The sequence below is a fragment of the Synechococcus sp. W60.3 genome (genome assembly GCF_047502615.1).
Lineage (GTDB): Bacteria > Cyanobacteriota > Cyanobacteriia > Thermostichales > Thermostichaceae > Thermostichus.
This window is the reverse complement of record NZ_JANSHJ010000010.1, coordinates 27,974-49,580: the sequence shown is the minus strand read 5'-3', so window position 1 is coordinate 49,580 and position 21,607 is coordinate 27,974. Positions and strand designations below refer to the sequence as shown.

Below are 21,607 nucleotides of genomic sequence, written 5' to 3'. Positions count from 1 at the left end.
CTGGCCGAGCCGCCCTTGTGGTTTGCAGGATTGAGCGTGGTCTTCTAGCTTAAAAACAACACATCTGTGGAGTCAGAAAGACCCCCCCTTCGACTGTTTCCCCTGGGCACGGATCCCCGCCGGCAGGGCTGTGCCTACTGGCTGGAGATGGGATCCCACCGCTTGCTCCTCGATTGCGGTTTGCCTGCTTCCTCCCTCTTCAAGGCCCTGCCAGGGATCCCGGATGCGGTGATCTGCAGCCATGCTCACTTTGACCACCTGCAGGGGCTGCCCGCCTTTTATCGTCGCTACCCGCAGGTGCCTATCTATGCCACTCCCCTGACCGCCCACTTGGCGGGCGGCCTGTGGGAGCGGGGCGTTTGGCCGGGCTACGACCGGGAAATTCGCTTTCCTCCCTTTCGGGCACTGCCCTTTGGCCAGGCACGAGAGATCCTGCCCCATCTGATGCTCACCTTTTTCACAGCCGGGCACCTGCCGGGAGCAGCGGCAACCCTGCTGCAAAATACCCAGACCACTCCGGCCCAAACCTGCGTCTACACCGGCGACTGTTCCCTGGCCTCAACCCGCTTTGCCCCCGGCTTGGATCTCACCGCTTTGCGCCATTGGCAGCCGGACGTGCTGCTCATCGAAGCCTCGCTGGGATCCACTCGCCATCCGCCCCGTCGCCATCTGGAAAACCGCCTGCTGGAGCGTCTGATCAGCGCCGTGGCAGCAGGGCAGACGGTGCTGTTTCCGCTGCCGGTGTTGGGGCTGGGGCAGGAGCTGCTCTTCCTCCTCAAAGCCCACCACCGCTTTACCCAGGCTTCCCAAGAGCTGACCGTGTGGGTGGCGCCGGGGCTGGCGGCAGGCTGCAACCTCTACGAACGCTTGCTCCCCTACCTGCCGGAGCCGGTGCGCAATTTCGCCACCTATCAGCCCTTGTTCTGGGAAGACCGCCTGCAGCCGCGGGTGCAGCCCCTCACGGAGGCGGATCCCCTGCCCCAGGGCCTGTTGCTGTGCGATGCCGATGCCGGGCCTGAAGCCTGGGATCCCATCTGGTCGCGCTTGCTGGCCCAGCCGCAGCGCTCCTGTCTGCTGGTGCGGCTGCCGGAAGTGGAGCTGGCCACCCCCTTTGACCAATGGCCAGCGCCGCTGCGCTCCCGCATCGGAGTGGAGTGGCTGGCTTGGCACAGCCACAACGACGTTGGGCATCTGACCCAGATCGTCCACACCTTTCGCCCCCAACATGTGGTCTTGGTGCACGCCAGCCCCCAGCAGGCGCAGGATCTGGCGGATCTGCCGGAGCTGTGCAACCGTTACCATGTCCACTGCCCCCAACCCGGCCATTGGTTGGAGCTGCCCGACGGCCGCCTGCAAACCCAAGTCAAGCCGTCAGAATTTCCCAGGGATCCCGCCTTGCGCTACGAGGGGGAGGTGGAAGAGATCTGGCAGGAACAGGGCTCGCCCCGCGCCTTGGCCGGCGTACAGGTACGGCTGCCCCCTCAGATTGCCCAGGATCCCCGCTGGGCCGCCTGGGCTGAGACTGGCTTGGTGGAGGCCCGCTGGCAGGGATCCGAACTGGTGTTGCGCGGCCTTTCGCCGCGGGAGCTGATCCGCCCGGCAGGGGCCGCCCCCGCACCAGCAGGAATCGTGCCGCGTCCAAAACAGCCTTCTGCCTCCACCGATAACGGTGGCAGAAAGTGCCAGAACTGCCGCTTTGCCCGCCAGATCTTAACCTCACAAGCCCAAGCCTTTCGCTGCGACCAAGAGCGCTCCCCCCTCTACCGCCTCCGGGTGGATCCGCAAGGAAGCTGTCCCTACCATCAGCCGCTGGAAATCCGCTCTTCCGGTTAGTCAGCCCCCGAAGCCCCAGCAGCCCAAAGGCTAGAATGGGGCCAGTCGCGGTACCCACCATGCTTGAGCAACAACCCTGGGCAGATCGTCGCCAGGGGCTGGTCGGATCCCTGGAGCGCCCTACCACACCCCACCTGCCCGTGGTGCAAATGGTCGGGGTGAACAAAGTCTACCCACTGCCGGAAGGCAGCTTTCAGGCCCTCTACGATATCGACTTGGCGATCGAGGCAGGGGAGTATTGCGCCATCATGGGGCCCTCTGGCTCCGGCAAGTCCACCCTGATGAACCTCATGGGCTGCCTGGATCGGCCCAGCTCAGGGCGCTACTGGCTGGACGGCGTGGAAGTCTCTACTCTGACGGATCGGGAGCTGGCCCGGATTCGCAACCAAAAGATTGGCTTTGTCTTCCAGCAGTTTCACCTCCTGCCCCTCTTGACGGCTCTGGAGAACGTGATGCTGCCCCTGGCCTACGCCGGGATCCCGGAGCCAGAGCAACGCCGGCGGGCCAAGCAAGCTTTAGAACAAGTGGGCTTGGGGAGCAAGCTGCACCAGCGCCCGGCTCAACTCTCCGGCGGCCAGCAGCAGCGGGTGGCCATCGCCCGTGCCATCGTCAACCGGCCACAACTGTTGTTGGCTGACGAGCCTACAGGAGCCCTGGACAGCCGCACCGGCCAGGAAGTGCTCAACCTCTTTGCCGAGCTGCACCGCCAGGGCATTACCCTTGTCGTGGTTACCCATGACCTGGAAGTGGCCCAGGCCGCCCAGCGCATCATCCGCGTTGCCGATGGGCATTTGCTGGTCTAGGCTGCGATCCAACGGGGGCCTATCGGGAACGAGCCGGCTTGCGCTAGCCTAAACGCAACTGAGCGCTCGGCCAGTGAGGATCGGCCCATGAAATTGATCGAAGATATCATCCGATTTTTGGAGACCCGCCTAGAGGAATTCCTCAAAGCCCACCCAGAGATCGAGTTGCAAGCCCTCGACGAGCAGTTGCGCCAGCAGGAAGAAGAAACTCGACGGCTGCGGCAGGAAAGCTTGGCCCAGAAGCAAGCCCTGAGCGAAGCTCTCGCCAAGCTGGGCGAGGAGATCAAGACCTGGCACTTTCGCATCGAAAAAGCCGAGCGGGCCAACCGCCCCGACCTGGCCGAAGGGGCGCGTCGACGGGAAGCCGAGCTTTTGGAGAAAGGAAGCCGGTTGTTCAACCAAGGGAAGGCTCTGGAGGAGAAAATCCAGCAACTGGAAGCTCTGCTGCCGCAAATTGCCCGGCGCCGCCAAGAGGTGAAAACCAAGCTGCAAGAAGTCAAGGCCGCCCAAGCCAAAACTGCCGCCGAGCCGGCTTGGGGCTTCAGCCCCTGGGGAAAACCGTTTGAGGAAGATAAGTTGGAGGAGGAATTTCGCCGGCTGGAGATGCGGCTAGAGGTAGAGAAGGAATTGCATGACATGAAGAAAAAGGTGGGGGAACAGCAGCGGCGGTAGCAGCCTGGCCTGTGTCTAAAAAAACTCTGTTAACCTCGAATCCAGTTGCAACAGCCGAACCAAAATCAAGCTGGGTGGAACCTACGATTTGCGCTCTCGGTCTCAAGAGCCGGAGCGAAATCGTTTCGGCAACTTTCTCGGCCACCGAACGAGAAGGAAAGCCCCTCTTCTCCACCAAGAGTGGTACGCTATTGGGCATGAATGAGCTCTATCTAAATCACCCTACATTTGGTTTGCTCTACGGCCTGTGTCGGGTTAACGAAGGTGAGGCCATCTTCACCACCCTTTATGCCCAACGGCTGTTTTTTCGGGTTTACTTCAAGCCCCCCGATCACAACGCCGATCCATCTGCTGTGGAAGAATTGGTCTTTGACCCGATTAGCCGCAACGAAGCCCGCCAGGTCATCGAAGAACAAATGCGCCTGTTGCGCCGCGCCAATCGCAAAGACGAGCTGGAGCACCTGCAGTTGGTTTACAAACGCACCTTCTCTTGACCTAAAATTGCGACAAAAAGCGCAGGTCGCTGCTGTAGAACAGGCGGATATCTTGAATGCCATGTAAGAGCATGGCCACCCGCTCAACGCCGATCCCTGCCGCAAAGCCGGTGTAGCGCTCCGGGTCATAGCCGACCGCCTGAAATACATTGGGATCCACCATGCCGCAGCCAAAAATTTCCAGCCACTTGGAGCCAAAACGCACATCCATCTCGGCAGAAGGCTCCGTGAACGGAAAATAGCTGGGCCGGAAGCGGGTTTCTCGCTGGCCCAACAGGCGAGTGACAAACTCCTTGAGGGTGCCCTTCAGGTCGCAAAAGGTGAGGTTCTGGCCCACCGCCAAGATTTCCATTTGGTGAAACACAGCCGAGTGGGTGGCATCGACACTGTCGCGGCGCATCACTCGCCCGGCATGCACAATGCGCAGGGGCGGCTGGTGTTGCTCCATATAACGCACCTGCACCGAAGAGGTTTGGGTGCGCATCAGATAGCCCTTTTCCAAATAGAGGGTATCCTGCATGTCCCGCGCCGGGTGGTCGGCGGGGGTGTTGAGGGCCTCGAAGTTGTAGTACTCTGTCTCGATCTCCGGGCCGTGGACCACCGTGTAGCCCATCCCCACAAAGATATCGAGCATGCGGTCGATGGTGGCCTGCAAAGGGTGAATCCGCCCTAGAGGCCGGCGCGGCCCCGGCATAGTGACGTCCAGCCGCTCCGCCTCCAGGCGAGCCTGGAGCTGAGCTTCGGCCAGGGCCCGTTTGCGCTTATCCAGCCTAGATTGCAGGGCCTCTTTGAAGGTGTTGGCCAAAGCGCCAATGGCAGGCCGTTCTTCCGGGGGCAGCTTCCCCATGCCCCCCAAGATCTTGGAGAGCTTCCCCTTCTTGCCCAGATAGTCGATGCGGATCTGCTCCAAGGCGTCCAGATCGGCGGCCTGCGCCACCTGGGCAAGCGCCTCACCTTGGAGGGTGAGAAGCTGTTGGCGAAGCGTGTCTCGTTCGTCTTGCATGGGGAAAGTTCATTCGCACATTCGCGTCAGCGTTGCCGAGCAGCCGGCAGACAAGGATCCCTATTGGACATGTAGCGGGCCGCAGTTGCTTTCTCCCAAAGTATCATCTTTCACCGACGGCGCCGAGATTGGCAAGGGATTCTCTTCCCACCTACTGCAGCAGCTCCGCCTGCCAATCGACAACCTTGCGAAAGCGAAAAGGGCCGGCCACAGCTCCCCACACCTGGCGGTGGGTAACCGGATCCATGCCGCGATCGTGGCTGCAAAACTCGTTCTCGCTCAGGTGCAAGGTGGTCTGCAAATAGGTGGTTTGACCGTTGCGCACCACGCAACAGCGGCAACCCGGCTCCGTCACGCCGACAAAAAGGGATCCCTGCCTCTTCACCTGCACATCACACCCCGGCAGGTAGGCCAGATCGGCAGCGCTCAGTTGGCTGAGTTGCTCCGCCCTCCCCCGAGCACACCCCCGCCACCGCTGCGGCTGCAGAGGACGGTAGTTGCGGATCACGATCCCGTCCCCCACTTGAGTGAGTTCCACCACTGCCTGACGATAGGGCTCCTCCAAATGGCCGCTGTAAGCCTGCTCCACATAAAAGCCGATTCCCCCCAGCACAGCAGTTGGCAAGGGGCGATAGGCCACCCGGATCGAGGCAAAAAAAGGTGGGTTCTCCCAGGCTTGCTCTTGGTTGCTGAAGTCTCCCGCCAGCCAACGTGCCATCTGCAACAGCTCAGGGGAAGAGGTGGACTCCAACCAGTTCGACATAACCACGCATCCAGAAATACCGTAGGGACTTATACCAAAAATCCCAGGCGGTCGATGAAAACCTGCTCAGATTTTCCCCTAACCTCTGCTCTGCCGAGGAGGTTCCACAAATGTTAAATTATGTATCCTTTATGAGAAGGTTTGCGTGGATACTGAAGCGGGCTTGCCTCTTGGCCGAAAGCCACAATCACGGTTTATATTTTTCTTCATGTCGTAAAGCTGTGTAAAGTAACATTTTTTTCTGTAAAAACTAAGGCCCTGAAGGATGGAGAGAAGAGGGCGGGATTGCCCGTCTGGATGAGGATCCAAGACTTTTTGCGGCAAGTAAAGTCCCTTTACATTTTTTGATTCAATCGCTCCCTGTCCTCGCGATAGAAAAAGACTGGAAACAAGGCGAGCCAGATTTTCCTCATCTGTCCAGTTCAGGTTGTCGGCAGTGGAGGATCTTTAAGAAGCGGGATCCGTTGACATGTGTCGGCAAGCGGCTTCGCCTGCGAGGCCGTTTGACTGGAGGTGGGTCGAGGATTAGCTTGCCCATCTTGTTTCTACGGGCTTTGATCCCGTGGGCAGGTCTGTTGGGACAAGGAGCTGTGCCAACGGTGCCGGTCGGCATCAGGGATCGGGGCATTGCTGCATTCCTGGCTGGCGGGAGCTTCCACTTCCGCGGCAGGGAGTGACGATTCATAACCTCTTTTGCTTTCGCTAGGAGATTTAAAGCCATGAACGATGTATTTGGCAAAGTTGTTGCGCAAGCTGATTCCAAAGGCGCTTTCTTGGGAGAAAACGAGTTTGCGGCTCTGCAGCAGGTGATTGCCGAGGGGAACAAGCGCTTGGACGCCGTGAACCGCCTCACCAGCAACGCTTCTAAAATTGTGACCGATGCCATCCGTCAGTTGTTTGCCGAGGAGCCCAATTTGAACGCTCCCGGCGGCCCTGCTTATCCCAGCCGCAACGTGGCCGCCTGTATGCGGGATATGGATATCATCCTCCGCTACATCACCTATGCGGTGGCAGCCGCTGACCCCAGCGTGCTGGACGAGCGCTGCTTGAACGGCTTGCGGGAAACCTATCAGGCGCTGGGCACCCCTGGCAGCTCTGTGGCCAACGGCATTCAAAAAATGAAAAAAGCTGCGGTGGCGGTGGTGAGCGATCCCAACGGCATCACCCGGGGTGATTGCAGCGCTTTGATCGCCGAAATCGAGTCCTACTTCGATCGCGCCGCTGCTGCCGTGGTCTGATAGGGCCGGAATCTCCATCGCTTTGCCTGGAACAGTCGGATCCTAGGGTGAAGGCCGCCGTGGAGTTCAACTCGGGTTGGCCTGGGATCCCTGAGAAGACAACCTTTTTTGCAGTCATTTTGCAGTTAAGCCGCTTTTGCAGTGTTGGATTTTTGCGTTGAGCTTAAGTAAAGGAGCGTTTTGAATCATGCAAACCCCTATTGTCGATGCCATTGCTACCGCGGATAGCCAGGGGCGCTATCTGAGCAACAGCGAGTTGCAGGCCATCAACGGCCGTTTTCAGCGGGCTGCCGCCAGCATGGAAGCTGCCCGTGTCCTGAGCAGCCGTGCCGAAGAGCTGGTGCGCGGCGCCACCGAGGCCGTCTATGCCAAGTTCCCCTATACCACTCAGCCTGGGGGACAATGCCACACCCAAGCGGGCAAAGACAAGTGCGCCCGCGACGTGCGCCACTACCTGCGCTACATCACCTACTGCTTGGTAGCCGGTGGCACCGGCCCGTTGGACGAGTATCAGTTGGCCGGGATCCGCGAGATCAACGCCGCTTTTGAACTCTCCCCCAGTTGGTTTATCGAAGCGCTACGCTACATCAAAGCCAACCATGGCCTGACGGGGCAAGCGGCCACCGAAGCCAACACCTACATCGACTACGCCATCAACGCGCTCAGCTAGGTTCTGCAGCTTGGGATCCCCCAAAAAGGTGGCCAGCCCGGCGCTTGAGGGGGATAGCGAAGAAAGGTTGTCGAGGGCAACGGTGGCGAGAAAGGGATCCCTTTGGCCGGTTGGGTCTGAGGATCTCTCCCCCAGAGGGAAAAGCGCCGCTGTTGCTCTCGCTTCAACCCCATATTTGTGCTGCTGAGGGTTGTTGAGTTGAGAGGTGAACCCAAGCAGCCTTTTCAAGCTTTTTTCAAAGTTAATCCAGCCAGTTTCATCATGAGGAATTAACATGAGTGGAATCACAGCGGCAAGCCGAATGGGGATCCGGGGCATTACAGAGACGACTCCCTTAGAATTGCGCCCTAATGCCAGCCAGGATCAGCTCAATGCGATCCTGCGGGCCATCTATCGCCAGGTGCTGGGCAACGATCACCTGTTTGGCGCAGACAGGAAGGAGCTGGCCAGTGCGGAATCGCTGCTACGGCGGGGCAGCCTGACGGTGCGGGAGTTTGTGCGCTTAATCGCCAAGTCCGAAGCCTACAAGAGGCGGTTTTTGTACCCTAACTCCCAGACCCGCGCCATCGAGCTCAACTTCAAGCACCTGCTGGGGCGAGCTCCCACCAGCCCTAAGGATATTGCCCGACACCTGGACATCTACCACGCTGGGGGCCACAGCGCGGAGATCGATTCCTACATCGACAGCCCAGAATACCTGGAAGCCTTTGGCGACAACATCGTCCCCTATCCGCGCGGGTTTGAATATCGCAAGGCCCATACCACCCGCGACTTCACCAACCTTTTTGCCCTCTACGGGGGCTACGCCAACAACGACCGTTCCCAGGGGCGCAGGCCGCGCTTGATGGTACCCCTCGCCACCGGCTTTACCCCGGCCATCCGCCGCATCGGGGTGCGGGGGCTGCTGCCCCCCAGCCCCATTACCAAACACTTGGGGCCGCCAACGGGCCAGTCCGATCGCATGTTCTGCATTGAGGTGACGCGGCTGCTTAACCCGCCCTCGGCCCTGGCCACCTCCAGCCGGGTGCGCAAATCCAACCAGCAGATCTTTGTCTCTGCCGATCAGCTCTCGGCGACGATGCAGCGGCTGCTCAAGTCGGGCGCCAAGATCGTCAGCGTCCGCAGCGCTTGAGGCCTCTGCAGGCGCTCTGGCCTGTTGATGCTATGACCACGGCTGTTCCTTCAGATCTCCCTCCGGCCGCCGACCTCACCCCCGCTGGCCAGATCGCCAAGCTGCGCCATGGGGATCCGGGGGAACGTTACTACGCGGCTTGGTGGCTGGGGCGCATGCGCATCCCCGAAGGGATCCCGGCCCTGATCGAAGCCTTGGCCGATGAGACAGATCGCACCACGCAGGGGGGATATCCGCTGCGGCGCAACGCCGCCCGTGCCCTGGGCAAGGTGGCCTCCCCTGCTGGGATCCCGGCTCTGAAAGAGGCTTTACGCTGCTCCGATGGCCAAGTGGTGGCAGCAGCAGCCCAGGCGCTGGTGGAGATCGCCCTAGCCAATAATCTGGATCGGGATCCCAGGCAAGCCGAAGAGCTGGGAGTGGCGTTGCTCGAAGGGCTGCGCTGGGTGGAGCAGGGTCTGCAGACAGAAGCGCCTGCCGCCTTGGAGGCTTTGATCGAGGCGCTTGGACAGTTGCAGGTGGCTGCCGCCCTGGGGCAGATCCGCCCTTACCTAGAGCACCCCTCAATTCGCCTCCAATGCGCGGCAGCGCGGGCCTGTTACCGGCTGACAGGGGATCCCACTTTTGTCCAACCGCTACTGTCGGTGTTGAGCCACCCCAACATCCATCTGCGGCGGGCTGCCCTGCTGGATCTGGGGGCCAGCGGCTATCTGCCGGCGGCCCAAGCCATGGCAGCGGCAGCGGTGGAGGCCAATATCAAGCTGCTCGCCCTCAAGCAGTTGGTGGAGCTGAACCTCAGACGGGGAAAAGAGGCCGGCACCGACCTGCACCAGGTGCTACGGCTAATCGACGAGCTGCTCTAATTCTCTGGATAGGGAGACGACCTCGACCCAAAGTTGACACCCAACTGCTTATTTTGTTAATTTCGATACAGAATAAAATTGGGTTTTACCCTCTGAGCTGCGCCGAGGAAGCCGAAGCTGTTGTCTAACGGCTCTCAACAAGCTGGCTCAGGGGCGTCGCTTTCTTCCTTAGCTCTTTAAAGATCGCCGCAGTCTATTTGGGGGAGTCTTCCTATGCAACTGACCTACCGGGGCATTGCCCACGACTTTGTCCCTTCTGCCCCCGCAACCTGCCAGCGGCAGGAGGTGCCAACGCGCTACCGGGGCCTGGCGTGGAGCTGGCCAGCCCAATCGGCGGTTGTGTCGCTGCCACAGTTTTCTGCCTTGAGGTATCGAGGCCTTGTCCTCAATCCGGCGGCGAAGGCAGCGAGCAGGGTGCCGGCGGCTATTTCCCCGCGCAAGGACTTTATAACCTTGGTCGAAGAAACCCATCGGCAAAACCTGCTGCGGCGACTACAAGAGCGCATTCGCGCTGCCCAGGCCCGCGGCGACGAGCATCTGTTGCGGCAACTGGAGCAGGAGCGACAACTGCTGGCCTGAGCTCTGCCTTGCCCTCCCTCCAGAGGTCGGGAGAATCCGGGATAATGGTGCTGCCCTATGCCGAAGCGAGGGGGGTAGCGGCTGTGAGCCTGTGGGTGAATCCTGGGAAGATTAGGGCATCCCGACAGTTGCCCATTGCCAAGGCGGCGGTGGGGAGCTAGGGGTATGAAAGAGTCTGCCCCGCGAATCCCATCCGCCGCGTCTTCTCCACCCCGTTCCTTGCTCTCGGTAGCAGGGCTGGTGGCAGGGGCCACGCTGCTCAGCAAGGGCATGGGGTTTATCCGTCAGGCCCTAATCGCGGCAGTCTACGGCTCGGGGACAGAGTACAGCGCCTTTAGCATAGCCTATGTCCTGCCTGGCTTTTTGTTGATCTTGCTGGGCGGGATCAACGGCCCCTTTCACAGCGCCATCGTCAGCGTGCTCAAAAAGCAGCAGCCGGGAAGAGAGGATCCGGCCCGTTGGCTAGAGTCCATTTCTACCTTGGTGGGCTGCCTGCTCTTAGCGGTGACGTTGGGCCTCTGGTGGGGAGCCGACTGGGTGGTGCGCCTGAGCGCACCAGGGGCCAGCCCCGAAGTGCATGCTCTTGCCGCCGAGCAGTTGCGGATCATGGCGCCGCTGGCCTTGCTCTCGGGCTGGATTGGCATTGGCTTTGGGGCGCTGAATGCGGCCGAGCACTACCTCTTGCCCGCCCTTAGCCCGTTGATCTCCAGCTTGTCAGTCATTGGGATCCTGCTCGCGTTGGGATGGACGGGGATCCCGACGTTGCTGGCCTGGGGGGTGCTCATCGGGGCCATCGCCCAGTGGTTGGCGCAGGTGCCGCTGCAGCAGCGGCTGGGGCTGGGGCGGCTGCGGCTGCGCTTTGAGTGGGGATCCCCGCCGGTGCGGGCGGTGGGCCTGCTGCTGTTGCCGGCGGTGATCTCCTCCGGCATGATCCACATCAATGTCTATGTGGATCTCTTTTTTGCCTCCTTCGTGCCCGGGGATCGCACCATCGGCAACTTGGGCTATGCCCAGCTTTTGGTGCAAACCCCCCTGGGGATCCTCTCCAACATGGTGCTGGTGCCCCTGATGCCTCTCTACGCCCAGCTGGCGGGGGATGGATCCCGCTGGCCGGAGCTGCGCCAGCGTATCCGCCAAGGGCTGATGGTGACGGCCATCCTCACCCTGCCCCTGGCGATGGTGCTGGTGGCCCTGGCCGAACCTATCGTTCAAGTAGCCTACCAGCGCGGTCGCTTTACGCCGGAGGTGACCCAGGAGGTGGCGGCCCTGCTGATGGCTTATGGGCTGGGGATGACCTGTTACCTGCTGCGGGATGTGCTGGTGCGTATCTTCTACGCCCTGGAGGATGGGGCTACGCCCCTGCACATCAGCGGCCTGGCCATCGGCCTCAACGCCCTGCTGGACTTCCTGTTTTTGCCAACCTTTGGAGCACCGGGCATTGCCTTGGCCACGGCAGGCGTTAACCTGATGGCTCTGATTGGGCTGGGGATCCGCCTCCACCAGCGCTTGCCGGAGATCCCCTGGCAGGAGATGGGGCAGGCCCTGCTGCCGTTGCTGGGGATCACCGCCTTGGCCGGGGGCCTCAGCCATTGGCTGTGGACGCAACTGCGCTCCCACGAGATTCTCGGCTCTTCTCTAATCACCGCCGCCCTCTGGGCCGGTCTGGCCGCCGGCATCGGTCTCAGCTTGTTTGCGGCAGGGGCCCTGTATCTGCGGATCCCGGAAGTGAACTGGCTGGCAGCCCAGATCCAGACGCGCCTGAGCAAGATTGCCAGCCAGCGATCTCCATCCAGATCCTAGGCAGGCCCGACTAGCTGATGGCTTCGAGGTAGTCTCGCACTCGGTTGCGCCGCTTCGGCTGCCGCAGCTTTTGCAGGGCTTTGGCCTCGATTTGCCGTACCCGCTCCCGCGACAGATCCAAGGCGCGGCCAATTTCCGCCAGCGAGTAGGTGCGCCCATCCCCCAACCCAAAGCGCATGCGGATCACATCCCGCTCGCGGCTGGTGAGATCTGCCAGCAACTGCTGTAGATCGCGATGCAGGGCCTCCCGCATCATCGTCTCTTCGGGGGAGATGTCGTCGGTTTCCAGCAGATCCCCCAGCTCAGTGTCCTTGTCTTTGCCCACCTTGGTTTCCAGAGAAACCGAGCGCGGCACCCGCACCAGCAGCTCCCTGACCTGGGGCACCGTCATCTCCAGCTCGGAAGCAATATCCTCAATGGTGGGGGTACGGCCTTTCTCCTGGGAAAGCTTGCGCTGGGCTTTTTTGATCTTGTTCAGCTTCTCGGTGATGTGAACGGGCAAGCGGATAGTGCGGCTCTGGGTGGCGATGGCGCGGGTGATGCCCTGCCGGATCCACCAGTAGGCGTAGGTGCTGAAGCGATAACCCTTCTTGGGATCGAACTTCTCCACCGCTCGCTCCAGGCCCAGCGTGCCCTCTTGGATCAAGTCCAGCAGCTCCAGGCCGCGATTTTGATATTTTTTCGCCACCGACACCACCAGGCGCAGGTTAGCTTTGATCATGTGCTCTTTGGCGCGCTTGCCAATTCGCTGGATCTGCTGTAGCTTCTCGGGGGTGAGGTTGGCCCATTCGGGGTACTGGTTGGCCCTAGCTGCCCACTCGGCCAGAGTTGGCTCCCGTCCCAACTCTTTCTGCAGGCGCAGGCGCACATCCAAAAGCTTCATGTAGTCTTGGACTCTTTGGGCCAGAGCCACCTCCTCATCGCGACCCAGGAGGGGAACACGACCGATCTCCTGCAAATAAAGGCGCACCAGATCGGTGGAGCGGCGAGCTGGCTCCTCTTCTGCAAACTCGCTCTCGGCCAGATCTACCTCTGCTTCCTCAGCGGGATCGAGGAGATCGCCATCCAACAAAATGTCGTTGAGCTCAGGTTCGTAGTTAGACATGTAAGGTATTGCTGAAACAGCGACAGAGGCAGGCAAACCAAAAGGGCAGGACTGGGAGGAAATCTCTAAGGCTGGTGTCTCCCTGGAGCGGTTGCTTTGCGCCGTCATCGCTCGAGTGGGGCAGGCACCCTCCTCCTCAACCCTCGCTGCAGAGCTCTGCCCTCTTAAAGGAGGCTACCCTGGAAAGGGAGAGAGACAAGAGTCAGTAAAGCAGAAGCCTCTTATCATAACTTATTATAGTTGCACTTCCCAGCCGAGAGGCACGAGATCCGGCGTAGCCTCCCCTCCTCTTGAACTGCCACTGAGGTTGCTGAAAAGCGCACTGCCCTCCGAGGGGTTTTTTGCCCATGCGAGCTACAAAGCGATAGAGGTGGCAACTCGGTTTTTCTTTGGAGGAGGGGGCGGCCAGCTCCTCTGAGAAGTCTAAACTGGTCAGCAGGCGTGTAAACTAGCATTCCATGAACTGCTTTCTTGCCAAGTCTCCTTCTTTCTGGTCAGGAGAGAAAGCCCCGATCGCAGTTGCGCCGCCCATCAACTTTGGCTCTCTATCCGAGGCACGTGCGGCAGTAGCCGCCTCTTCTTCCTTGCAAGGGGAGACAATTTCAACGCTACTGCTTACGGTCTTGCTGGCCATCGGCCTGTTCTTTTTTCTGCGAGCCTCTGGCAAAGACCGCGTCGAAGCTCGTCTCTATTTTAGCAGTCGCAACCTGGAAGAAATGGGATCCCTTCTCCGAAAGCACCTGGAGGGGCGCGCCTATCGCTTGCAATCTGCTGACCCGGAGGGGATCGCCACCTTTGTGGGTCAGGCGCGGGCCAGTGTGGGGTTGGCTGTTTTTTTGACGGGGCTGGCGGGGGCAGGGCTGGCCTGTTTGGCCCTGGTGCTGCAGATGCTGCAGCCGGCTTGGGGAGCCTGGCCTTGGACGCTGCTGCTGGCCTCTCCTTGGGCGGGCTGGTACTACTGGCGGCGCAGCCACCGCCCGCAGCAGATCCGCCTGAAGCTGCAAGAGGCCGCTCCGCCCCCCGGATCCCACCTCTGGGTGGAGGGGCAGCGGGAGGAGCTGGAGGTGCTGGCCGCCACCTTGGGGCTGGAAGAACGGGATCCGGAGCGAGGATAGACCTAGAGCTCCTCGGGGTAGAGGGAGGTCGGGATCAGGGATAGTTGATCCCCAGCCTTGGCATCGCAGTCGGGTATCCCGCGGGAATTGGATTCTTGCTTGAACCGTTTCTTGGGGTTGTTTGAAGAAGGGCGGCTTTTCCCCTGGCTGCGCAGGCCGAGGCCGATGCGGCTGTGTTGTTCCACCAGGGCCAGCACCTGTTTGGCCCGCTCGATCACCGGCTGGGGCAGGCCGGCCATGCGCCCCACCTCGATGCCGTAGGAGCGGTCGGCTCCGCCAGGTTGCACCTGGTGCAAAAAGATGATGCGATCCCGGAGCTCTTTGACCACCACCTGGAAGTTGGCCACGTTGGGCAGCAGGGTTTCCAGTTGGTTGAGCTCGTGGTAGTGGGTGGCAAAGATCGTGCGGGCGCGCACCTGGGTGGCCAGGTACTCGGCTACGGCCCAGGCGATAGAAAGGCCGTCGAAGGTGGCGGTGCCGCGGCCAATCTCGTCCAAAAGCACCAGGGAGCGCTCGCCGGCGTGGTTGAGGATGTTGGCCGTCTCGTTCATCTCCACCATGAAGGTGGACTGTCCCGTGGCCAGGTCATCGACGGCGCCGATGCGGGTAAACACGCGGTCGCACAGGCCCAGCTCCGCCCGCCGCGCCGGGACAAAGCTGCCCATCTGGGCCAGGATCTGGATCAGCCCAATCTGCCGCAAGTAGGTGGACTTGCCGGACATGTTGGGGCCGGTGAGGACGATGAGATCCGGGCCGTGGGGGGATCCCAGGCGCACCGAGTTGGGGACAAATAGGCCCTGGGGCAACGATTTCTCCACCACGGGGTGGCGCCCCTCTTCGATGATCAGGCGGCGATCGGCGGTGATCACGGGACGGGTGTAGCCCTGCTGCACGGCCACCTCGGCCAGGCCAAAGAGAGCATCGACAGCAGCCAGGGTCTGGGCCACCTGGCGGATGGCGGCAGCTTGGGATCCCGCCTCCTGGCGCAGTTGTACAAACAGCTCGTACTCCCGCTGGTTGATCTCGGTTTGGGCGGTGAGGATGCGGGCCTCTTTTTCTTTGAGCTCAGGGGTGATGAAGCGCTCTTCGTTGGTTAGCGTCTGCTTGCGGATGTACTCCTTGGGCACCTGCTGGGCCTTGGCGCGGCTGATGCTGATGTAGTAGCCGAAAGCCTTGTTGAAGCCAACTTTGAGGGTGGGGATCCCAGTGCGCTCGCGCTCGGTTTTCTCCAACTGGGCAATCCAGTGGCGGTCTTGCTCCACCTGCTGCCGCAGCCTGTCCAGCTCGGCATCTACCCCAGGCCGGATCAACCCCCCTTCGGTGAGCACAGGGGGCGGCGAGGGCAGGAGGGTGTGCTCGATGCGGCGGCCCAGGTCAACCAGGGCGGGATCCACCTGCTGCAAGCTCTGCAGGAGAGGGGTCTTGGCTTCCCCCACCAGCTCGGCCAACTGGGGCAGTTTGCCCAAGGAGGAGCCCAGGGCCACCAGCTCGCGCGGGTTGGCGGTGCCGGAGGCGACGCGGTTGGCCAGCCGCTCCAGGTCGTAGAGAGAGTCCAGCAGGGATCCCAGGCGGGTGCGCAGGGAGGGGCTTTCCAAGAGCTCCTGGATGGTGTCTTGGCGGAGGCGGATTTGCTCTGGATCTCGCAAAGGCTGCAACAGCCAGCGGCGTAGGGTGCGTCCCCCCATGGCGGTGCGGCTGCGATCCAGCACCCAGAGCAGGGATCCGACAAAGGCCCCCTCGCGGATGGTCTGGGTCAGCTCCAGGTTGCGACGGGTTTGGGTGTCCAATATCAGGTAGTCGGTGAGCTGGTAGGTGCGGGGCGGGCGCAGGAGCGGATGGCCCCCCTGAGGGGAAGGCTGCACCAGGTTTTTTTGAGTTTCTTCCAGGTAGTGGAGCAATCCTCCCGCCGCCCGAATGGCCAGGGGCAGCCCCTCGCAGCCCAAGCCCTCCAAGGAGCGCAGGCCGTAGGTCTGCAGCAGGTTTTCCCGCGCCGTGGCCAGCTCAAAGGGTTCGGCTGGCCGCAGGGTATAGGTGTACTGGCCGGGCAGGCCCAGGGGGGCTTGGGGATCCCCGGGCCGCATCAGGCCCAGGCCCAGCCCCTCTTCGGTGGGCAGCAGGATCTCCGCCGGCTGCAGCCGCGCCAGCTCCTGTTCTAGCTGCTCTTGCCCCTCGCCCTGGCAGACCCAGAACTCGCCGGTGGAAATGTCGGCATAGGCCAGGCCCCAGACCGTTTGCTTGGAGCCTCTCAGGCGGACAATGGCCGCCAGGTAGTTATTTTGCCGCGCCTGCAGCAGCTCCTCTTCGATGACGGTGCCGGGTGTGATCACCCGCGTCACTTCCCGCCGCACCAGGCCTTTGGCTTGATCCGCCGGCTCCATCTGGTCGCAGACGGCCAGGGCGTAGCCTTTGGCCACCAACTGGGCGGCATAGCGGTCGAAGGCGTGGTAAGGGATCCCGCACATGGGCACCCGGCCAATGGCCCCTGCCTCTCGCCCGGTGAGCACCAGCTCCAGCTCCCGCGACACCAGTTGCGCGTCCTGGAAAAACATCTCGTAGAAATCCCCCAGGCGGTAGAGCAGAATGGCGTGCGGGTATTGCCGCTTCAGCTCCACGTAGTGCTGCATCATGGGGGTGAGCAGGGCGGGATCCACCTCTAAGGCATCCCAAGTAGGCTCGGCGGAAGAACTCATGGCATCAAAACGTTTGCAAGCAATGGGCTCAAGGTTGAGAGCCTGGCCAAACCGGACCGATCAGCTTGGGCCATTCTAGATCTAGATGAAGTATGAGACATTTCCCCAGCCCTCCTCCTCTGGGGAGAGGGAAGCTAGGTAATTGCCATTTCGCAGTTGGTTGAAATGACCTCGCTCAGGGTAGTTGGATCCCCCCTGAGGTAAGTCTGAATGGCTGGGCAGAGGCGCTGCCCGGTCTTGTCCAAAAGCCCTGAAGCGCAAGAGGGAGAAATTTAGGCACAAGCTATTGAAACTGACTTGCAACATCCAAGAAGCCTTGCTATTCTAGCGACTACGTTTTGTTGAGTTTGACTTTCAATAAAGCTCGGGAGGGAGGCCTGGCCAACTTGGCTGAGTTTTCCATCCCGCCCTTGCGGGCGGAGGGGGTTTCTTGGCCTCAGAAGGCTCTCTTCCTGGGCAAAGCTCGAGAGGTTTTCCCGGTGCTAGTCGATCGCGAGTGTCCGTATACAGAGGTTGAGGGGGGCAGAGGCTGGGGGCAAAGAAAGCGGCTGCTCTCGCCAATCGGTTTGACCTGTTTGCTATTGAGTTTCATTTTCCTAGTACTTTTGGTCTCGATTGCTTTGGGATCCGTTCCCATGACTTTCCCAGAACTCTGGCAAGCCCTGTGGGGGCAGGGGGATCCCATTCGGCAGACGATTGTTTGGCAGTTGCGGCTGCCGCGGGCGCTCTTGGCCCAGTTGCTGGGGGCGGCTCTGGGGATGGCAGGGGCCCTGTTGCAGGGGATGCTGGGCAATGGGCTGGCGGATCCCTACCTGCTGGGCATTTCGGCGGGGGCGGGCCTGGCGGCGGTGGGGTTGCTCACCTTGGGAGAGTGGACGGCTTGGGTGCCCCTGGCCGCTTGGGTGGGCGGGGTGCTGACTACCGTGTTGGTGTACGGGTTGGCGCGTACTCCCTCGGGACTGGCGGTGGAGCGGCTGATCTTGGCGGGGGTGGCCGTCAGCGCGCTCTTTGGGGCCATTAGCTCCACCTTGTTGTTGATGGCCGATGAGCGGGTGCAGGTGGCCCTGACGTGGTTGATCGGCAGCCTGAGCGGGCGGGGCTGGCCGGAGGTGCGGGTGGCCGGGGTGTACATCCTGGTCGGGCTGGGGCTGGGCTGGGCGCAGGCGCGGGCTTTGAACCTGCTGGGCCTGGGAGAAGAGATGGCGGTGAGCTTGGGGATCCCGTTGGCGCGGACGCGGGTGGCCATCGGCCTGGTGGCAGCTTTGTTGGCGGCGGCAGCCGTCAGCGTGGGGGGGTTGATCGGCTTTGTGGGGTTGGTGGTGCCCCACATGGTGCGCCAGGGGGTGGGATCGGATCACCGCTGGCTGTTGCCCCTTTCGGCCCTCGGGGGGGCAGCTCTGTTGAGCGGCGCCGATCTCCTCACCCGGCTGGGGGCTGTGGAGCTGCCGGTGGGGATCGTCACGGCGTTGATGGGGGCGCCGTTTTTCGGCTGGCTGCTGCGGCAGCAGGGGGCAGAGCGATGAGGGAGGGCCGGCCAATTTTGCAGGCCGAGGGGCTGAGCGGGGGCTATGGCTCGCGGCAGGTGATCCATCAGGTGAGCTTCAGCCTGCAGGCGGGGGAATGGCTGAGCATTGTCGGCCCCAATGGCTCCGGCAAATCGACGTTGCTGCGGCTGCTGAGCCGAGTGTTGATCCCGCAGGCGGGGCGTGTGTACCTGAACGGTTGGGATCTGCACACCCAGCTCAGCCCGCAACAGGTGGCCCGGCAGTTGGCCCTTTTGCCCCAGCAGCCGCGGATCCCGGCAGGGCTGACGGTGTGGCAATTGGTGAGCTTGGGGCGTTCTCCTCACCAGCCCTGGTGGGTGTGGCAGTTGCCGCGGGCAGATCGGCAGCGGGTGGAATGGGCGCTGGCGCAGACGGGACTGGGATCCCTGGCCCTGAGGCGGGTGGAGACGCTCTCCGGCGGCGAGCGGCAGCGGGCTTTCCTGGCGTTGGCTTTGGTGCAGGAGCCGCAGGTGCTGCTGTTGGACGAGCCCACCACGTTTTTGGATCTGCGCCACCAACTGGAGCTGCTGGAGCTGTTGCGACGGCTGCAGCAGGAGCAAGGGCTGACGGTGATTACCGTGCTGCACGACCTGAACCTGGCCATTCGCTACAGCCGGCGGGTGGCCCTGCTGGGATCCGGCCAGTTGCAGGCCCTGGGATCCCCGCAGGCGGTCTTGACCCCCAGCAGGGTGCAGGAGGTGTTTGGCCTGGAGGTGGAGTGGATGCCAACGCCGGTGGGGCCGCAGCTTTGCCCCCTGCGCAGCGCAGACCCAGCAAGGCCCCTCTGGCTGGGAGGAAAGGGTGTTGAGGCGAAGGTTTGACTTGGTTTTTTGTGGGTTTTTGGGAGAGTGAAACGTTATGCGAGTAACCGGTTGGGGCTGGAAGGCGGTGAGCTTGGGGCTGGGCCTGGGGCTGAGTTGGGGATCCCTGGCCCAGGCGCAACCCGCGGCTCGGATCCCTGAGACTCCTTTGCTGGCCCAGGCCACCCCTCGGGGAGCCACCACCATCCAGGAGCAGATTCGCGAGCTAGAAGCCCAGATCGAAGCTGCCCGCCGGCGGGGGGATCAGGCGGAGGTGGAGCGGCTGCAAGCGGATCTGCAAGTGCTGCGGCAGGGCACCCCCGTCTTCAACCTGCAGCAGGTTACGGTCACCGGCACCCGCACCGAGCGCACCCTGGCCGACTCCCCGGCCACCATCACCGTCATCGACCGGGAGCGCCTGCGGCAGGAGCTTATCCAGAACATCCAGGATCTGGTGCGCTACGAGCCGGGGGTGAGCGTGCGGCGAAATGTCCGCTATGGCCTGCAGGACTTCAACATCCGCGGCCTCGACGCCAACCGGGTGCTGATCCAGGTGGACGGGATCCGGCAGCCGGAGCGGTTTTCCTTCGGCCCCTTCAACATCGGGCGGGACACCTTTGAGCTGGAGACCCTGAAGACGGTGGAGATCATCCGCGGCCCCGCTTCCACCCTCTACGGCAGCGATGCCTTGGGGGGCGTGGTAACCTACACTACTCTAGACCCGGCGGATCTGCTGGGGGAACGGGACAGCCATGTGGGCCTCTCCAGCCAGTACGACAGCAAAAACCAAGGCTTTGTCAACACCCTCAGCTTGGCGGGCCGGCAGGGGAACTTGGAAGCCCTGCTCATCTACACCCGCCGCGACGCCAGGGAGCCGGATATCAAAGCGGATCCCAGCTTTAAAGATCGACAAACGGTGGATGGGGACAACGTTTTGGCCAAGCTGGTTTACCGCTTCAGCCCCTTGGAAAGCCTCACCCTGACCGGCGAGTACTTCAACAGCCGCACCACCACCACGTTCTCGCGGCGCAACCTGGATCCCGGCATCAGCTTATTTAGGGAAACCATCGACACCGAGCGCAGCCGCCTCAGTTTGGAGTATCGCTACGCCAACCCTGAGAATCCCGCTTTTGAGTTGGCCACCGCCCAGATTTACTACCAGCCCGCCCGCACCCGCGAGCCCAGCGTGGAAGAGCGCACCATCACCGTGCAGGGCCGACCCGTACCTGTGCGGCGAGATACCTTCAACGAGCTGGTCAGCAACATTTTAGGAGCCAGCCTGCAGGCCCAAAGCCGCTTCCAAACCGGGGATCTCTCCCACCGCCTGGTGTATGGCATGGAGATTTCCACCACCCGCAACGAACGACCCCGCAACCGTTTTCAGACCAACCTGCAAACCGGAGCGGTAACCCAAAACATTCCACCAGACACCTTTCCCACCAAAGATTTTCCCGACTCGGACACCGTCCGTTTTGGGCTGTATGTGCAGGATGAGATCGATTTCGGCGGCGGCAACTTGACGTTGATCCCCGGCATCCGCTACGACACCTACAACCTCACCCCCAGTCCCGATGAAGCTTTCCTCAAAAGTGGGTCAGAAGCGGCCAGCCTCTTTGCCGATGCCGTTTCCCCCAAGCTGGGCCTGGTGTGGAGGATAAACCCCAACCTTACCTTTACGGCCCAGTACAACACCGGCTTTCGGGCCCCCCAATACAACGAGATCAACAGCGGCTTCACCAACTTGGTCAGCCCCTTCTTTCGCTATCGCACCCTCTCCAACCCCGACTTGCGCCCGGAAACCAGCCAGGGTTTTGAAGTGGGTTTGCGAGGGATCTACCCGCAGGCCAGCTTCAGTTTGGCCGCCTACTACAACACCTACAACGACTTTATCGAGGCGTTCCGGCGGGTGGGATCTGAGCCCTCGCCCCCCGGCCCCCCCGGCAGCCCGCCGCCCCCGCCGGTCATCCTCTTCCAGAGCCAAAACGTCAGCCGCGCCCGCATCTACGGCGTGGAAGCGACAGGGCAATATTTCTTCAGCCCCGACCTAACCGGCTGGAGCCTAAACGGCAGCTTTGTCTGGGCGGTGGGGGACAATCTTACAGAAAACAAGCCCCTGCTTTCGATTGAGCCGCTGACGGCGGTGCTGGGGCTGCACTACGACGATCCCAGCCAGGTGTGGGGGGCGAGGCTGGTGGCCACGCTGGTGGCGGATCCGCGGGATCCGCAGCGGGAGGTGGTGCAAACCAACCCCAACGCTCCCCCGCAGATTCCCTTTGTGCCCAGCGGCTATACAGTGGTGGATCTGCTGGGCTACTACAACCTGGACGACAACTGGCAGCTCAATTTCGGGGTGTTCAACCTCTTCGACGAGAAGTATTTTCTCTACTCCGAGACCCGCACCCTCTTTGTCGGCCCTGAGGTGGAGCGGCGGGCCCAGCCGGGGCGCCATGTGGCCCTCAGCTTCTCCAGCCGCTTCTAGGACTCCCCGCCAGCCGTGCCCATCGAG

At 61.9% G+C, this 21,607-nt stretch carries 18 protein-coding genes; 14 read left to right on the top strand and 4 right to left on the bottom strand.

Features of this window, described 5'->3' with window-relative positions; genetic code table 11:
- Positions 1-66 precede the first annotated feature (66 nt).
- The 4 genes from NW846_RS05345 (at position 67) to NW846_RS05330 (ending at position 3,802) form a co-directional block, all read left to right on the top strand.
- Positions 67-1,833 carry an MBL fold metallo-hydrolase gene (locus tag NW846_RS05345; RefSeq protein WP_414515505.1) on the top strand — a complete coding sequence of 589 codons (1,767 nt, stop codon included), beginning with the start codon at positions 67-69 and terminating at the stop codon, positions 1,831-1,833.
- 59 nt (positions 1,834-1,892) lie between these two features.
- Complete coding sequence (locus NW846_RS05340; RefSeq protein WP_011430862.1) at positions 1,893-2,636, top strand: ABC transporter ATP-binding protein; 744 nt, start codon at positions 1,893-1,895, stop codon at positions 2,634-2,636.
- Between the two features lie 87 nt (positions 2,637-2,723).
- Complete coding sequence (locus NW846_RS05335) at positions 2,724-3,308, top strand: TIGR04376 family protein (protein ID WP_011430861.1); 585 nt, start codon at positions 2,724-2,726, stop codon at positions 3,306-3,308.
- Positions 3,309-3,505: 197 nt separating this feature from the next.
- Entirely contained in the window at positions 3,506-3,802 is a 297-nt protein-coding gene (locus NW846_RS05330; RefSeq protein WP_099834822.1) for a PipX family protein, read from the top strand.
- Position 3,803: 1 nt separating this feature from the next.
- Here NW846_RS05330 and pheS read toward each other — a convergent pair whose 3' ends face one another.
- Complete coding sequence (gene pheS, locus NW846_RS05325; RefSeq protein WP_414345949.1) at positions 3,804-4,805, bottom strand: phenylalanine--tRNA ligase subunit alpha; 1,002 nt, start codon at positions 4,803-4,805, stop codon at positions 3,804-3,806.
- A 151-nt stretch (positions 4,806-4,956) separates the two neighbouring features.
- On the bottom strand, positions 4,957-5,568 hold the full coding sequence (locus NW846_RS05320) for a chromophore lyase CpcT/CpeT (RefSeq protein WP_041438454.1): 612 nt from the start codon (positions 5,566-5,568) through the stop codon (positions 4,957-4,959).
- 719 nt (positions 5,569-6,287) lie between these two features.
- Between NW846_RS05320 and NW846_RS05315 the strand changes: the two genes are divergently transcribed.
- From NW846_RS05315 to murJ, 6 genes are all read left to right on the top strand, one after another.
- On the top strand, positions 6,288-6,806 hold the full coding sequence (locus NW846_RS05315) for a phycocyanin subunit beta (RefSeq protein WP_011430857.1): 519 nt from the start codon (positions 6,288-6,290) through the stop codon (positions 6,804-6,806).
- A gap of 187 nt (positions 6,807-6,993) precedes the next feature.
- A complete protein-coding gene (locus NW846_RS05310; protein WP_011430856.1) occupies positions 6,994-7,476 on the top strand; it encodes a phycocyanin subunit alpha in 483 nt (160 codons plus the stop codon).
- A 274-nt stretch (positions 7,477-7,750) separates the two neighbouring features.
- The gene (locus NW846_RS05305; protein ID WP_011430855.1) at positions 7,751-8,608 is read left to right on the top strand and encodes a phycobilisome rod-core linker polypeptide; all 858 of its coding nucleotides are present in this window, start codon (positions 7,751-7,753) and stop codon (positions 8,606-8,608) included.
- Between the two features lie 32 nt (positions 8,609-8,640).
- A complete protein-coding gene (locus NW846_RS05300; protein WP_099813014.1) occupies positions 8,641-9,468 on the top strand; it encodes a HEAT repeat domain-containing protein in 828 nt (275 codons plus the stop codon).
- 213 nt (positions 9,469-9,681) lie between these two features.
- Positions 9,682-10,047, top strand: coding sequence for a DUF4278 domain-containing protein (locus NW846_RS05295; protein ID WP_011430853.1), 366 nt, complete (start codon positions 9,682-9,684; stop codon positions 10,045-10,047).
- 165 nt (positions 10,048-10,212) lie between these two features.
- Positions 10,213-11,847, top strand: a complete 1,635-nt coding sequence (gene murJ, locus NW846_RS05290; protein WP_011430852.1) for a murein biosynthesis integral membrane protein MurJ — start codon at positions 10,213-10,215, stop codon at positions 11,845-11,847.
- Positions 11,848-11,857: 10 nt separating this feature from the next.
- On the opposite strand, the gene sigC is transcribed toward murJ, so the two are convergent.
- Positions 11,858-12,961, bottom strand: a complete 1,104-nt coding sequence (sigC, locus tag NW846_RS05285) for an RNA polymerase sigma factor SigC (RefSeq protein ID WP_041439130.1) — start codon at positions 12,959-12,961, stop codon at positions 11,858-11,860.
- Positions 12,962-13,410: 449 nt separating this feature from the next.
- Between sigC and NW846_RS05280 the strand changes: the two genes are divergently transcribed.
- Positions 13,411-14,067, top strand: a complete 657-nt coding sequence (locus NW846_RS05280) for a cofactor assembly of complex C subunit B (protein ID WP_099813015.1) — start codon at positions 13,411-13,413, stop codon at positions 14,065-14,067.
- Between the two features lie 2 nt (positions 14,068-14,069).
- On the opposite strand, the gene mutS is transcribed toward NW846_RS05280, so the two are convergent.
- Positions 14,070-16,757 carry a DNA mismatch repair protein MutS gene (gene mutS, locus NW846_RS05275; RefSeq protein ID WP_414515502.1) on the bottom strand — a complete coding sequence of 896 codons (2,688 nt, stop codon included), beginning with the start codon at positions 16,755-16,757 and terminating at the stop codon, positions 14,070-14,072.
- Between the two features lie 479 nt (positions 16,758-17,236).
- Here mutS and NW846_RS05270 point away from each other — a divergent pair, with 479 nt between their 5' ends.
- From NW846_RS05270 to NW846_RS05260, 3 genes are read left to right on the top strand one after another with little or no spacing between them, the layout of a single operon-like run.
- Positions 17,237-18,280, top strand: coding sequence for a FecCD family ABC transporter permease (locus NW846_RS05270; protein ID WP_414515512.1), 1,044 nt, complete (start codon positions 17,237-17,239; stop codon positions 18,278-18,280).
- Positions 18,277-19,122 carry an ABC transporter ATP-binding protein gene (locus NW846_RS05265; protein ID WP_011430846.1) on the top strand — a complete coding sequence of 282 codons (846 nt, stop codon included), beginning with the start codon at positions 18,277-18,279 and terminating at the stop codon, positions 19,120-19,122. The genes NW846_RS05270 and NW846_RS05265 overlap by 4 nt, the downstream gene beginning before the upstream one ends.
- A 37-nt stretch (positions 19,123-19,159) precedes the next feature.
- Positions 19,160-21,580 carry a TonB-dependent hemoglobin/transferrin/lactoferrin family receptor gene (locus NW846_RS05260; RefSeq protein ID WP_414346840.1) on the top strand — a complete coding sequence of 807 codons (2,421 nt, stop codon included), beginning with the start codon at positions 19,160-19,162 and terminating at the stop codon, positions 21,578-21,580.
- Positions 21,581-21,607: the final 27 nt, after the last annotated feature.

Coding starts and splice junctions, on each gene's coding strand:
- NW846_RS05280 (WP_099813015.1), top strand. CDS start 13,411: ATGAACTGCTTTCTTGCCAAGTCTCCTTCTTTCTGGTCAGGAGAGAAA.
- NW846_RS05315 (WP_011430857.1), top strand. CDS start 6,288: ATGAACGATGTATTTGGCAAAGTTGTTGCGCAAGCTGATTCCAAAGGC.
- pheS (WP_414345949.1), bottom strand. CDS start 4,805: ATGCAAGACGAACGAGACACGCTTCGCCAACAGCTTCTCACCCTCCAA.
- NW846_RS05330 (WP_099834822.1), top strand. CDS start 3,506: ATGAATGAGCTCTATCTAAATCACCCTACATTTGGTTTGCTCTACGGC.
- murJ (WP_011430852.1), top strand. CDS start 10,213: ATGAAAGAGTCTGCCCCGCGAATCCCATCCGCCGCGTCTTCTCCACCC.
- NW846_RS05300 (WP_099813014.1), top strand. CDS start 8,641: ATGACCACGGCTGTTCCTTCAGATCTCCCTCCGGCCGCCGACCTCACC.
- NW846_RS05305 (WP_011430855.1), top strand. CDS start 7,751: ATGAGTGGAATCACAGCGGCAAGCCGAATGGGGATCCGGGGCATTACA.
- NW846_RS05320 (WP_041438454.1), bottom strand. CDS start 5,568: ATGTCGAACTGGTTGGAGTCCACCTCTTCCCCTGAGCTGTTGCAGATG.
- NW846_RS05295 (WP_011430853.1), top strand. CDS start 9,682: ATGCAACTGACCTACCGGGGCATTGCCCACGACTTTGTCCCTTCTGCC.
- mutS (WP_414515502.1), bottom strand. CDS start 16,757: ATGAGTTCTTCCGCCGAGCCTACTTGGGATGCCTTAGAGGTGGATCCC.
- NW846_RS05260 (WP_414346840.1), top strand. CDS start 19,160: ATGCGAGTAACCGGTTGGGGCTGGAAGGCGGTGAGCTTGGGGCTGGGC.
- NW846_RS05265 (WP_011430846.1), top strand. CDS start 18,277: ATGAGGGAGGGCCGGCCAATTTTGCAGGCCGAGGGGCTGAGCGGGGGC.
- NW846_RS05340 (WP_011430862.1), top strand. CDS start 1,893: ATGCTTGAGCAACAACCCTGGGCAGATCGTCGCCAGGGGCTGGTCGGA.
- NW846_RS05335 (WP_011430861.1), top strand. CDS start 2,724: ATGAAATTGATCGAAGATATCATCCGATTTTTGGAGACCCGCCTAGAG.
- NW846_RS05310 (WP_011430856.1), top strand. CDS start 6,994: ATGCAAACCCCTATTGTCGATGCCATTGCTACCGCGGATAGCCAGGGG.